A 13,945-nucleotide genomic window follows, 5' to 3' on the forward strand; every position below is an offset into this window, starting at 1 on the left:
GTATCGGCGACTAAGGTGGCTGCATCCATTCCAGTCAGCAGAGGTCTGCCATGAACTTCGCCTACAGCCCGCGTGTGGAGGCCCTGCGGCAGCAGCTGCAGGCCTTCATGGACGACCACATCGTGCCGCGCATCGGCGCCTGGCACGCGGAAGTCGCTGCCGGCCAGTACCCCGTGTCGTTCATGGAGGACCTGAAGGCGCTGGCGCGGGAGGAGGGACTGTGGAACCTGTTCCTGCCATCGCTTGGCGAAGACGAGCCGGGTAACGGGCTGAGCAACCTGGAGTACGCGCCGCTGGCGGAGATCATGGGGCGCGTCCACTGGGCTTCCGAAGTGTTCAACTGCAACGCGCCGGACACCGGCAACATGGAGCTGCTGCACCTGTTCGCCACGCCCGAGCAGCGCCAGCGCTGGCTCGAGCCGCTGCTGAACGGCGAGATCCGCTCGGCCTTCGCCATGACCGAGCCGGACGTGCCGTCTTCCGACGCCACCAACATCCAGACGCTGATCCGCCGCGACGGCGACGACTACGTGATCAACGGACGCAAGTGGTTCATCACCAACGCATCGCATCCCAACTGCAGGCTCCTGATCGTCATGGGCAAGACCGATCCGGACGCCGAGACCCATCAGCAGCAAAGCATGATTCTGGTGCCGTTCGACACGCCCGGCGTCGAGCTGCTGCGCAACATTCCGGTGATGAACCACATCGCGCCGGAAGGCCATAGCGAACTGCTGCTGCGCAACGTGCGGGTGCCGGCGAGCAATCTGCTCGGCAAGGAAGGCGACGGCTTCATGATGGCCCAGGCACGCCTCGGGCCGGGGCGCATCCACCACTGCATGCGCTCGATCGGCATGGCCGAGCTGGCCCTGGAGCTGATGGTCGAGCGTTGCCAGGAACGCAAGACGTTCGGCAAGTACCTGCAGCAGTATTCCAACGTCGCCGACTGGATCGCCGAGTCGCGCATCGAGATCGAGCAGGCGCGGCTGCTGGTACTCAAGACCGCCTGGATGATCGACGAGGTCGGGGCAAAGGCCGCACGCAAGGAGATCTCCATGATCAAGGCGCTGGTGCCACGTATGCACACCAATGTCGTCGATCGCGCCATCCAGGTCTACGGCGCGATGGGCCTGACGCCGGACACGCCGCTGGCCGATATGTGGACCGGCGGCCGCGCGCTGCGCTTCGCCGATGGCCCGGATCAGGTGCATCTGCGCAGCATCGCGAAAATGGAAATCAAGGCCAGTGAAGCCAGTCGCGGCGCGACGGCGGCCTATCTGACCCCGCCCGGCCGCCACTGATCGTGACTGCTGCTGGCCGCGCGACGCCAAGGCGCGCGGCCTATCTCCGTTCGCGCGCATGCTCCGTCCTGGTGCGCTAGCTTGCGTCTCTCTCCTACTGGCCTAGGCTAGTCATTACAACGTCTTTGTTCACGGTCATGGTGTTCTTTTGACATGGGACAACGAAACCAGTCGCCGGGGGAGTCCTTGATTGCAATCAAGGGGAGGCATGTAGAGACTCACCTACCATCCGCTTACGCCAACCGTACAATCAGGTAACTCGATGGCTTCCCGTGAAATCTGGTCGCTGGCCGGTACGTTCAGTACCTGGGTCAAGGGGTTTGTCATTCTGCTGATCCTGAGCGTCTGCGCATCGTCGCTGCAGGCCAGGGAATATGAAGCCGAGCAGCAGCGTCTCGACAAGTTCTTCCCCGGCTCAAGCGTCTCTGCAGCCGAGGGCGACTACCAGGTCCGCACGATCACCAAGGGCGACGAGATCCTTGGCTATGCCTTCCAGTCCATCAACGTGGTGGACATCCCCGCCTATTCCGGCAAACCCATCAACATGCAGGTGCTGCTCGACCCTCAGGGCGTGATCGTCGATGCCTACGTGCTCGAGCACCATGAACCGATCCTGCTGATCGGGATTCCCGAAGAAGAGCTGCACGCCTTCAATGCCAAGTACCAGGGCATCCACGTTGACCAGCGCGTCGTCGTCGGCCGTTCGCGGGACGAGAATGCTGTCACCATCGATGCGGTCACCGGTGCCACCGTCACGGTGATGGTGGTCAACGAGATCGTCATGCGCGCGGCGCATGACGTCGCGGTGTCGCTGGGGCTGGTGGAGAGCAAGGCCGGCGTCGCGCAGAAGCCGGCCACCGTCCGCGCGGATTACTACGAACAGGCGACCTGGAACGACCTGACCGGCAACGGCGCGATCCGCCGGCTGCACCTGACCAAGGGCGAGATCGACGAGGCGTTCAAGGGCACCGAGGGCGAAGGCATCGACGAGGCGGCGGCAGATGAGGTGCAGGACACCTTCATCGACCTCTACGCCACGCATCTGAACCCACCGACCATCGGCCGCGCGCTGCTCGGCGATGCGCACTACCGCACGCTGATGGACGAGCTCAAGCCAGGCGAGCACGCCATCGCGGTGATGGGCAGCGGTGAGTACTCGTTCAAGGGCTCGGGCTATGTGCGCGGCGGCATTTTCGATCGGGTCCAGTTGCGCCAGTTCGGCAATGTCATCAGCTTCCGCGACATGGACTTCCAGCGCCTGGACGACGTCTATGCCGAAGGCATGCCCGACTTCAGGGAAATGGCGATCTTCATCGTCCGCGAGCATGCGGCGTTCGATCCCGGTTCACCCTGGACGCTGGAGCTGCTGGTGCGCCGCCAGACCGGCCCGATCAGCGGCATGTTCACCAGCTTCGAGCTGCCTTACCAGATGCCCGAGCAGTACATCGAGCGTCCGCAGCCGACCGCCGAGGAGCTGGCCGCCATCGAAGAGGCCAACCGGCCGATGTGGGTCAACATCTGGTACCAGAAGTCATTCCAGATTGGAGTGATCCTCGCGGCGCTGGGCCTGCTGACGGTCATCCTGTTCCTGCAGGACAAGTTCACTCAGCGGCCGCGGTTCCTGCACTGGCTGCGTCGCGGCTACCTGGTGTTCACCGTGGTGTTCATCGGCTGGTACGCCCTCGGTCAGCTGTCGGTGGTCAACGTGCTGACCTTCACCCATGCGCTGTTTCAGGAATTCCGCTGGGAACTGTTCCTCTCCGACCCGGTGATCTTCATCATCTGGACCTTCACCGCCGCCAGCATTCTGCTCTGGGGCCGTGGCGTGTTCTGCGGCTGGCTGTGCCCGTTCGGTGCGCTGCAGGAGCTGATCAACGAGGCGGCACGCAAGCTGAAGGTTCCGCAGTACGAGCTGCCCTTCGCGGTGCACGAGCGGCTCTGGGCGATCAAGTACATCGTCCTGCTGGTGCTGTTCGGGCTCTCGCTCGAGTCGATGATGATGGCCGAGAAGGCCGCCGAGGTTGAGCCGTTCAAGACCGCCATCACCCTCAAGTTCGACCGCCAGTGGTGGTTCGTCGCCTACGCGGTGTTCCTGCTGGTGATCAACATCTTCACCCGCAAGGTGTACTGCCGCTACGTCTGCCCGCTGGGCGCTGCGCTGTCGATCACCAGCAAGGTCCGCCTGTTCGACTGGCTCAAGCGCCGCCCGGAATGCGGCAGCCCCTGCCAGCTGTGCGCTAAGGAATGCGAGATCCAGGCCATCCATCCGGATGGGCACATCAACCACAACGAGTGCCACTACTGCCTGGACTGCCAAATGACTTATCACAATGAGAACAAGTGCCCGCCGCTGATTCTGAAGAACAAGCGAGCCAAGCGTGGCAAGAAGGCACCGGCCAACCCGTCGTTGATTCCCGTAGTGCAAGTGGTGGAACCCTGAGTGACCGCCCGCGGGCGCGCCGCTCAAAACTGGTCGTCTGACCTGAGTGTGAAAGCGATAAGGAGCAAGACCCCCATGAGTGACAAGAGCAAGAACTATCCCGAAACGCTGGAGAAGGGTGGCCTCAGTCGCCGCGGCTTCCTCGGTGCAACCGCCATGACCGGCGCGGCCGTTGCCGCCACCGCCCTGGGCACCTCCGTCATGACCCGCGAGTCCTTCGCGGCAGCCGTCAAGGACGCGCAGCAGAAGATCCAGGTCGGCCCAGGCGAGCTGGACGACTACTACGGCTTCTGGTCGGGTGGCCACCAGGGTGAAGTGCGCGTACTGGGCATTCCGTCCATGCGCGAGCTGATGCGCATCCCGGTGTTCAACGTCGACTCCGCCAGCGGTTGGGGCCTGACCAACGAAAGCCGCGCGATCATGGGCGACAGCGCCAAGTTCCTCAACGGCGACTGCCACCACCCGCACATCTCCATGACCGACGGCAAGTACGACGGCAAGTACGTGTTCATCAACGACAAGGCCAACACCCGCGTCGCGCGTATCCGCCTGGACATCATGAAGTGCGACAAGATGCTGACCGTGCCCAACTGCCAGGCCATCCACGGTCTGCGCCTGCAGAAGGTGCCATACACCAAGTACGTGTTCGCCAACGCCGAATTCGTCATCCCGCACCCGAACGACGGCAAGGTCTTCGACCTGCAGGATGAGAACAGCTACACCATGTACAACGTCATCGATGCCGAGAGGATGGAGATGGCGTTCCAGATCATCGTCGACGGCAACCTCGACAACACCGACATGGACTACACCGGCCGCTTCACCGCGTCCACCTGCTACAACTCGGAAAAGGCCTACGACCTGGGCGGCATGATGCGCAACGAGCGCGACTGGGTCGTGGTGTTCGACATCGAGGCGGCGGAGAAGGCGGTCAAGGCCGGCAAGTTCATCACCCTGGGCGACTCCAAGGTGCCGGTGCTCGACGGCCGCAAGAAGGGCGACAAGGACAGCGAGTTCACCCGCTACATCCCGGTGCCGAAGAACCCGCACGGCTGCAACACCTCGTCCGATGGCAAGTACTTCATCGCCAACGGCAAGCTGTCGCCGACCGTGACCATGATCGAGATCGCCAAGCTGCCCGACCTGTTCGCCGGCAAGCTGAAGGACCCGCGCGACACCGTGGCGGCGGAAGTGGAACTGGGCCTCGGCCCGCTGCACACCACCTTCGACGGTCGCGGCAACGCCTACACCACGCTGTTCATCGACAGCCAGGTGGTGAAGTGGAACATGGCCGACGCGGTACGCGCCTACAAGGGCGAGAAGGTCGAGTACATCAAGCAGAAGCTCGATGTGCACTACCAGCCGGGCCACATTCATGCCTCGCTCTGCGAAACCAGCGAAGCCGACGGCAAGTGGCTGGTGGCGCTGTGCAAGTTCTCCAAGGACCGCTTCCTGCCCACCGGGCCGCTGCACCCCGAGAACGACCAGCTGATCGACATCTCCGGTGACGTGATGAAGCTGGTGCACGACGGCCCGACCTACGCCGAGCCGCACGACTGCATCATGGCCCGTCGCGACCAGATCAAGACCAAGAAGATCTGGGACCGCAACGACCCGTTCTTCGCCCCCACCGTGGAAATGGCGAAGAAGGACGGCATCAACCTGGAAACCGACAACAAGGTCATCCGCGACGGCAACAAGGTCCGCGTCTACATGACCTCCATGGCGCCGAGCTATGGTGTTCAGGAGTTCACCGTCAAGCAGGGCGACGAGGTCACCGTGACCATCACCAACCTCGACCAGATCGAGGACGTGTCCCACGGCTTCGTCATGGTCAACCACGGCGTGAGCATGGAGATCAGTCCGCAGCAGACCTCCTCGATCACCTTCGTCGCGGATAAGCCGGGCCTGCACTGGTACTACTGCAGCTGGTTCTGCCACGCGCTGCACATGGAGATGGTCGGCCGCATGCTGGTCGAACCGGCCTGATGCCGGGGCCGGCCCCGCTGACCAGGGGCCGGTTCGCTGTAACGGTCACGGGCCCGGCCTTGCGGTAGGGCCCGTCCAGAATTTCTGCCTGAACGCTGAAGAAGGTAAACGTCGTGCTCAGAAATCAGGCGCCTCATTCGTTTCAGCTGATCGCCGGATGCGCGCTGGCCCTGCTGGCCGGGCTCGCCCAGGCGGCACCGCAGCCGATCCGCGACCTGCCGCTGCAGGCCATGGGCGAACAGCGCTGGCGTTTGCCTGCCGGTGAATATGCCGGACAGTTCCGCATCGACGAGTCGCTGCAGCTCATCTGCGAGCCAGGCGCGGTGCTCGATGCCCAGGGCCAGGGCAACGTGCTGACCATCGCCGCCAGTGATGTGCAGGTCGAAGGCTGCACGCTGCGCAACTGGGGACGCGATCTCACCGCCATGGACTCGGCCGTGTTCATCCTGCCGGAGGCCGAGCGTGCGGCCATCCGCAACAACCGCATGCAGGGTCCGGGCTTCGGCGTGTTTCTCGATCGCGCCGTGCAGGCCGAGGTGAGCGGCAACCGCATTGACGGCGACGCCAGCGTGCGCTCGCAGGATCGCGGCAACGGCATTCACCTGTTCGCGGTGAAGGGCGCACGCATCCTCGGCAACCAGGTCCGCGACGTGCGCGACGGCATCTACATCGATACCTCCCATGGCAACCACATGGAGGGCAACGTCATCGAGGATGTCCGCTACGGCGTGCACTACATGTTCGCCAACGAAAACAGCCTCATCGACAACATCACCCGTCGCACCCGTACCGGCTATGCGCTGATGCAGAGCCGCAAGCTGATCGTCACCGGCAACCGCTCCGAGCAGGACCAGAACTACGGCATGCTGCTCAACTACATCACCTACTCGACCATTCGCGACAACTTCGTCAGCGACGTGCGCAGCGGGTCGACCGGCGACAGCATGATCAGCGGTGGCGAGGGCAAGGCGCTGTTCATCTACAACTCGCTGTTCAACAGCATCGAGAACAACCATTTCGAGAAGAGCGCGCTGGGCATCCACCTCACCGCCGGCTCCGAGGACAACCGCATCAGCGGCAACGCCTTCGTCGACAACCGCCAGCAGGTCAAGTACGTCGCCAGCCGCACCCAGGAATGGTCGGTGGACGGCCGCGGCAACTACTGGAGCGACTACCTGGGCTGGGATCGCAACGACGATGGCCTGGGCGACGTCGCCTACGAGCCCAACGACAACGTGGACCGTCTGCTCTGGCTGTATCCGCAGGTACGTCTGCTGATGAACAGCCCGAGCATCGAGGTGCTGCGCTGGGTGCAGCGCGCCTTCCCGGTGATCAAGTCGCCGGGTGTCCAGGACAGCCATCCACTGATGCGCCTGCCCACCGAAAAACTCCTATCCGCCAAGCAGGAACCAACGTCATGAACGCCGTCGAGATCCAGGGCGTAAGCCAGCGTTACGGCAGCATGACCGTGCTGCACGATCTGAACCTGACCCTTGCCGAAGGCGAGGTGCTGGGGCTGTTCGGCCACAACGGCGCCGGCAAGACCACCAGCATGAAACTGATCCTCGGCCTGCTCGCGCCCAGCGAAGGGCAGGTTAAGGTGCTTGGCCGCGCGCCGAACGATCCGCAGGTGCGCCGCCAGCTCGGCTATCTGCCGGAGAACGTCACCTTCTATCCGCAGCTCAGCGGCCGCGAAACCCTGCGCCACTTTGCTCGCCTCAAGGGCGCGGCGCTAAGCCAGGTGGATGAGCTGCTCGAGCAGGTCGGCCTGGCCCATGCTGCCGACCGTCGGGTGAAGACCTATTCCAAGGGCATGCGCCAGCGTCTCGGCCTGGCCCAGGCGCTGCTCGGCGAACCGAAGCTGTTGCTGCTCGACGAGCCCACCGTCGGCCTCGACCCGATCGCCACCCAGGACCTCTACCTGCTGATCGACCGCCTGCGCCAGCGCGGCACCAGCATCATCCTCTGCTCTCATGTGCTGCCGGGTGTCGAGGCCCACATCAATCGTGCGGCGATCCTGGCCAAGGGTCGCCTGCAGGCCGCAGGCAGCCTGGCGCACCTGCGTGCCGAGGCCGGTCTGCCGGTGCGCATCCGTGCCAGCGGCATCAGCGAGCGTGACAGCTGGCTGCAGCGCTGGGCCGCTGCCGGGCACAGCGCCCGCGGCCTCAGCGAATCGAGCCTGGAGGTGGTGGCGGTCAACGGCCACAAACTGGTGCTGCTGCGTCAGCTGCTGGGCGAGGGGGAGCCGGAGGACATCGAGATCCACCAGCCGTCGCTGGAGGATCTCTATCGTTACTACATGGAGCGTGCCGGCGACGTGCGCGCCCAGGAGGGTCGGCCATGAACCAGGTCTGGAACATCGCGCGCAAGGAACTCAGCGACGGCCTGCGCAATCGCTGGCTGCTCGCCATCAGCCTGCTGTTCGCCGTGCTCGCAGTGGGCATCGCCTGGCTCGGCGCCGCGGCCTCCGGGCAGCTGGGCTTCACCTCGATCCCGGCGACCATCGCCAGCCTGGCCAGCCTGGCCACCTTTCTGATGCCGCTGATCGCGCTGCTGCTGGCCTATGACGCCATCGTCGGCGAGGACGAAGGCGGCACCCTGATGCTGCTGCTGACCTACCCGCTGGGCCGCGGGCAGATCCTGCTGGGCAAGTTCGTCGGCCACGGGCTGATCCTGGCCCTGGCGGTGCTGATCGGCTTCGGCTGTGCCGCGCTGGCCATCGCCCTGCTGGTGGACGGCGTCGAGCTGGGCCTGCTGCTCTGGGCGTTCGGTCGCTTCATGATCTCCTCTACGCTGCTCGGCTGGGTGTTTCTCGCCTTTGCCTACGTGCTCAGCGGCAAGGTCAACGAAAAGTCCAGCGCCGCGGGCCTTGCGCTGGGCGTCTGGTTCCTCTTCGTGCTGGTCTTCGACCTGGTGCTGCTGGCGCTGCTGGTGCTCAGCGAAGGCAAGTTCAATCCGGAGCTGCTGCCCTGGCTGCTCCTGCTCAACCCCACCGACATCTACCGGCTGATCAACCTGTCCGGCTTCGAGGGCAGCGGCAGCGCCATGGGCGTGCTGTCGCTTGGGGCGGACCTGCCGGTGCCGGCGGCCATGCTCTGGCTGTGCCTGCTGGCCTGGGTCGGTGTCTCGCTGCTGCTGGCCTACGGCATCTTCCGCCGGCGCCTGGCCTGACCTTTCACGAATCGAGGAGAACGCCATGAACACTTTGCATCGCATCGGCGCCGGCGCCGTCTTCGCCCTGCTGCTGGGCCTCGGCCTGGCCGGCTGCGGCGAGCAGGAGGAGGTCCGGCAATCGCTCGAGCCGGTGGCCTTCCATGCCAGCGACGAGTGCCATGTCTGCGGCATGATCATCAGCGACTTCCCCGGGCCCAAGGGCCAGGCGGTGGAGAAGGGCGGGGTGAAGAAGTTCTGCTCCACCGCCGAGATGCTGGGCTGGTGGCTGCAGCCGGAGAACCGCCTGCTCGAGGCCCGGTTGTACGTGCACGATATGGGCCGCAGCGTCTGGGAACATCCGGACGACGGTCATCTGATCGACGCAACCAGCGCCTACTATGTGGTCGGCACGACGCTCAAGGGCGCCATGGGTGCGTCGCTCGCCAGCTTCGCCCAGGAGCAGGACGCCCAGGCCCTGGCGAGCATGCACGGCGGCCGTGTGCTGCGCTTCGACGAGATCGATCAGGCGCTGCTGCAGGAAGCGGCCAGCATGCAACATGGCGGCATGCACGGGCACCTGTCCGACGATGCACACGGCGCGCATGCGGGGCACTGAGCCCCGGACAGTGACGACCAGTCTTCCGACACTTGCGAGGTAACACAATGATGGGTATCAGCGTCTGGCAACTTCTGATCATTCTTCTGATCGTGGTCATGCTGTTCGGCACCAAGCGCCTGCGTGGCCTGGGCTCCGATCTGGGCAGCGCGATCAGCGGGTTCCGCAAATCGGTGAGCGAAGGCGAGACCGCCGCCCATACCGAAACGGTGAAGCAGGAACTCAAGTAACCGTCATCTCCGAAGCAGCCCGTCCGGCCGCGCCTCGGCATCTGGACGGGCTGCCTCGGGCACCTCGTGCCCGCCGCGACCTACCTCTGCACGATCAGCTGCGTCGCTTCGCACCGCCATGGTGCGCCTGACTGCGGCCCTTGCCCGCCGATCGTCACTTTCCCACCCCCTCGGAAAAAAGCTGATTGCAATCAAGTCTGCCGAGGGCACCTACCCTGTAGAAAGTAATCCTGGCTCCCGGATTCGGGAGCGGTCATCGAGTCCGGCGCGTCGCGGTTGTCGCAGCCGGGCGCAGAACGTCTGGAGGCCCTTCCGTGCAAGTTATCGATCGGCGAAAAGCCCTGAGTATCGCGCCCATCTGGCGGCTCGCATTTCGCCCGTTCTTTCTCGCCGGCAGCGTTTACGCGTTGCTGGCGATCCCGCTCTGGGTGGCGACCTGGACTGGCCATTGGCCTGGCTTCCAGCCCACCGGCGGCTGGCTGGCCTGGCACCGCCACGAGATGCTGTTCGGCTTCGCCATGGCCATCGTCGCCGGTTTTCTGCTCACCGCCGTGCAGACGTGGACCGGGCAGATCGCGCCGTCCGGCAATCGCCTGATGGGGTTGGCGCTGCTCTGGCTGGCGGCACGCCTGGGCTGGTTGTTCGGCCTGCCGGCCGAGTGGCTGGCCCCGCTGGACCTGCTGTTCCTGCTGGCCCTGGCCTGGATGATGGCGCGCATGCTCTGGGCCGTGCGGCAGAAGCGCAACTACCCGATCGTGGTGGTGCTGGCGCTGATGTTCGGTGCCGATCTGCTGGTGCTCACCGGCCTGCTGCAAGGCAGCGATGCCTTGCAGCGCCAGGGTGTGCTGGCCGGTCTGTGGCTGGTCGCGGCGCTGATGGCACTGATCGGCGGCCGGGTGATCCCGTTCTTCACCCAGCGTGCGCTGGGCAAGCTCGAGGCGGTCAAACCCTGGGTCTGGCTGGACGTCGCCCTGCTGGTTGGCACCGGTGTGATCGCCCTGCTGCACGCCTTCGGCGTGGCCATGCGCCCGCAACCCTTGCTGGGGCTGCTGTTTGCCGCGATCGGTGTCGGCCACCTGCTGCGCCTGGCGCGCTGGTACGACAAGGGCATCTGGAAGGTCGGCCTGCTCTGGTCGTTGCACGTGGCGATGCTCTGGATGGTGGTCGCGACCTTCGGCCTGGCGCTCTGGCATTTCGGCCTGCTGGCGCAGTCCAGCCCGGCGCTGCACGCACTGACGGTCGGCTCCATGAGCGGACTGATCCTGGCGATGATCGCCCGGGTGACCCTCGGCCATACCGGCCGGCCTTTGCAGCTGCCGGCGGGGATCGTCGGGGCCTTCGTCCTGTTCAACCTGGGCACTGCGTCGCGGGTGTTTCTCTCGGTCGCCTGGCCGGTGACCGGTCTGTGGCTGGCGGCGATCTGCTGGGCGCTGGCCTTTGCCCTCTATGTCTGGCGCTACGCGCCGATGCTGCTGGCCCCGCGCGTGGATGGCCACCCGGGCTGAACGGCGGCACCTGAAACCGGAGCAGGTGCTGCGCATCTGCCCGTCCAACAGCCAACCCAAAACCCGCTGCCTCCGCGAGGCAGCCTGTGACTCGGCGTGCGTCGAGCTCGGAGATGATGATGAAAAGCGAGTTTCAGGATCGCCTGGCCGTGGTCACCGGTGCCAGTTCCGGAATCGGTCTGGCCCTGTGCGCAGCCTTGCTGCAGCGGGGCGCGCGGGTGCTGGCGATGTCGCGCAGCCTCGGCGGGCTCGAGACCATGCTGGAAACCCATGCCGAACAGCTGCAGTGGCTGCAAGGCGACGTGACGTCGGCCGACGACCTGGCCCGGCTGGCCCGCCGTGCTGCGCAGCTGGGAATGGTGCATTACCTGGTACCCAACGCCGGCATTGCCGAACTCGCCGACGGGCTGGACATGGCCGCCTTCGACCGGCAGTGGGCGGTCAACGGCGCCGGCGCGCTGAACACCTTCGCCGCGTTGCGCAACGAGCTGGCCAAGCCCGCCTCGGTGGTGTTCATCGGCACCTTCCTGATCCGCTCGGCATTCCCCGGCCTCGGCGCCTATATCGCCAGCAAGGCGGCGCTGGCCGCGCAGATGCGCACCCTGGCGGCGGAATTCGCACCACTGGACGTGCGCCTGAACATGGTGTCGCCGGGGCCGACCGCCACGGCGATCTGGGGCACGCTGGGGCTCAGCGACGACCAGCTCGAAGCGGTCGCCGATGGCGTCACCAAGCGCTTGCTGCCGGGGCATTTTCTCGAATCGGCGGCGGTGGCCAATGTGATCCTGTTCCAGCTGTCCCAGGGTGCGCGCGGTGTGTTCGGCCAGGACTGGGTGGTGGACAACGGTTACACCATCAGCTGACGGAGGTGACCGATGTGGTTCGAAAGCAAGCGCGCGCTACGCCAGCGTGACGAACTCGCTGCGCTGCATGCCCGGTGCGACGCCCAGGCGGCGCGCATCGCCGCACTGGAGCTGTCGCTGGCCGCGGCCGAGGAGGCCAATCGCTGCGGTCAGCGCCAGCTGGATTATTACCGCGGCGTATCGGCCAACCTGATTCGCTTCAGCCACTCGGTGGCCCATCTCGGGGACTCCTTCGAGCACCTCAGCGGACAGCTGGAGGAAAACCGCGCCCGCGCCGAGCGGGTCGCGACGGCGGCGCTGGACAACCAGCGTCACTTCGGTGAACTGCAGGGCCGTTCCGCTGAGATGGAAAGCGGCCTGGAGCAGGCCTCGCACAAGGTCGACACCCTCGCCGAGCGTTCGCGGGAGATCAACGGCATCGTCGATCTCATCAGCGGTATCGCCAGCCAGACGAATCTGCTGGCGCTCAATGCGGCGATCGAGGCGGCACGCGCCGGCGAGGCGGGCCGCGGCTTCGCCGTGGTTGCCGGGGAGATTCGCAGCCTGGCGGAAAAGACCGCCCTGGCCACCGGCGATATCGTGCGCAAGATCGACGAGGTGCAGGCCGAGATTGCCAACGTGCACGACTACATCCGCCAGCAGGGCAGCCAGGCCCGCGGCTTCAGTCAGACCACCCAGCAGGCCGTACAGGCCATGGGCACACTGCACCAGCTGGCCGGGGTGATGCGCGAGAGCACCGCGGCCTCGGCGTTGCGCGCCGGGGTGGAACTGGCCAACCTCGATGAGCTTTCGCTCAAGTTCGTCGTCTACAACCACCTGCTGGGCAACGAGCGGCACAACCCGCCGCAGCTTCCCGGCGAGCGTGACTGCCGCTTCGGGCGCTGGTACTACGGCCAGGGCAACCGTGAGCTGCAGGGCCTGGAGCATTTCCGCCGGATCGAACGCCCGCACACCCAGGTCCACGATCAGGGCCAGGCCGCACTGGAGGCATTCGGCAAGGACGCACTGGAACGGGCGTTGGAGCATCTCGGGCAGATGGAGGAGGCGAATCTCGAGGTGATGCGCATTGTCGGAGAGGTGATCCAGCACTGCGGCGCCGGGGGCTAGGCATCCAGCCTGATGGCCAGCCGAGCGGCATCGATGCGCTTGGTTCAAAATAATTGCATCAAACCAGCAATAACATTCGTTAGAGATTATTGAAGTTACTGTCGACAATGCCGCCCGCATCCCGTCCGCGCGGCAATCTGCCGCGCCTGACTCAACGAATCAGGAGGAGCGGCGAGTGGATGCGGCGTGCCGGTCCGTCGACTCTCGCCAGCGCAGCGCTGGTGAATCTCGCGGTCGCTCACTGGTGCCCGCGTCGCCCGCCCAGCGAGCATGAGCGAACTGCACAACAGCCCCGAACCCACTGCCTACAACTACCGCGTGGTGCGTCAGTTCACCCTGACTCGGCGGCTGCGGGGGCGCGAGCAGATGCACAGCATCGGCCTGATCAACGCGCCCTTCTGGCTGGCCACCATCGGTACCGTGCTCTACATCGCCTCGATGTGGGTCAACGGCATCACCCCGGGGCTTATGTGGCGCGCAATCAACGAAGGCGGAACGCTGACCTATTCCTTCGTCGAGGCGCTGCAGGCCAGCCACCCCGGCTACGTCGTGCGCATGGCCGGCGGCGCCATCTTCGCCAGCGGCATGCTGCTGATGGCGTTGAACACCTGGCTGACCGTGCGCCGTCGTCGTGACGAGCGCGCGCCGCAGGCTTCGCCGCTGCTGGCCGGCTGAACGCCCGAACAGCGATCTCGCTCAAAACCGGTCCAGGGACGGACCGCTCCACCGCCCGCTGGCGGC

General features: G+C 65.3%; 11 protein-coding genes and 1 pseudogene. All 12 read left to right on the top strand.

Annotated features, from left to right (window positions below):
* Positions 1-50: 50 nt before the first annotated feature.
* Positions 51-1,301, top strand: a complete 1,251-nt coding sequence (locus P5703_RS02440; RefSeq protein WP_279641558.1) for an acyl-CoA dehydrogenase family protein — start codon at positions 51-53, stop codon at positions 1,299-1,301.
* 262 nt (positions 1,302-1,563) lie between these two features.
* The gene (gene nosR / locus P5703_RS02445) at positions 1,564-3,741 is read left to right on the top strand and encodes a transcriptional regulator NosR (protein WP_279644871.1); all 2,178 of its coding nucleotides are present in this window, start codon (positions 1,564-1,566) and stop codon (positions 3,739-3,741) included.
* Positions 3,742-3,816: 75 nt separating this feature from the next.
* On the top strand, positions 3,817-5,730 hold the full coding sequence (nosZ, locus tag P5703_RS02450; RefSeq protein WP_285585459.1) for a TAT-dependent nitrous-oxide reductase: 1,914 nt from the start codon (positions 3,817-3,819) through the stop codon (positions 5,728-5,730).
* A 113-nt stretch (positions 5,731-5,843) separates the two neighbouring features.
* A complete protein-coding gene (locus tag P5703_RS02455; RefSeq protein ID WP_108242311.1) occupies positions 5,844-7,151 on the top strand; it encodes a nitrous oxide reductase family maturation protein NosD in 1,308 nt (435 codons plus the stop codon).
* Positions 7,148-8,074 (top strand): ABC transporter ATP-binding protein, encoded by a 927-nt coding sequence (locus P5703_RS02460; protein WP_049340487.1) that lies wholly within the window; start codon positions 7,148-7,150, stop codon positions 8,072-8,074. The genes P5703_RS02455 and P5703_RS02460 overlap by 4 nt, the downstream gene beginning before the upstream one ends.
* On the top strand, positions 8,071-8,901 hold the full coding sequence (locus P5703_RS02465; RefSeq protein ID WP_013983996.1) for an ABC transporter permease: 831 nt from the start codon (positions 8,071-8,073) through the stop codon (positions 8,899-8,901). Before P5703_RS02460 ends, P5703_RS02465 begins: the two co-directional genes overlap by 4 nt.
* Positions 8,902-8,926: 25 nt before the next feature.
* Positions 8,927-9,499, top strand: a complete 573-nt coding sequence (locus tag P5703_RS02470) for a nitrous oxide reductase accessory protein NosL (protein WP_011914569.1) — start codon at positions 8,927-8,929, stop codon at positions 9,497-9,499.
* A gap of 47 nt (positions 9,500-9,546) precedes the next feature.
* Positions 9,547-9,729, top strand: coding sequence for a twin-arginine translocase TatA/TatE family subunit (tatA, locus tag P5703_RS02475; RefSeq protein WP_013983994.1), 183 nt, complete (start codon positions 9,547-9,549; stop codon positions 9,727-9,729).
* Between the two features lie 314 nt (positions 9,730-10,043).
* Complete coding sequence (locus P5703_RS02480; protein ID WP_108242308.1) at positions 10,044-11,234, top strand: NnrS family protein; 1,191 nt, start codon at positions 10,044-10,046, stop codon at positions 11,232-11,234.
* 119 nt (positions 11,235-11,353) lie between these two features.
* Positions 11,354-12,097, top strand: a complete 744-nt coding sequence (locus tag P5703_RS02485) for an SDR family NAD(P)-dependent oxidoreductase (RefSeq protein WP_049325948.1) — start codon at positions 11,354-11,356, stop codon at positions 12,095-12,097.
* A gap of 12 nt (positions 12,098-12,109) precedes the next feature.
* Entirely contained in the window at positions 12,110-13,204 is a 1,095-nt protein-coding gene (locus P5703_RS02490) for a methyl-accepting chemotaxis protein (protein ID WP_049325938.1), read from the top strand.
* 345 nt (positions 13,205-13,549) lie between these two features.
* Positions 13,550-13,879 (top strand): annotated as a pseudogene (locus tag P5703_RS02495) (cbb3-type cytochrome c oxidase subunit I); the annotation flags it as partial.
* Positions 13,880-13,945 lie beyond the last annotated feature (66 nt).

This window comes from Stutzerimonas sp. FeSN7 (assembly GCF_030263795.1).
GTDB classification, from domain to species: Bacteria; Pseudomonadota; Gammaproteobacteria; order Pseudomonadales; family Pseudomonadaceae; genus Stutzerimonas; species Stutzerimonas stutzeri.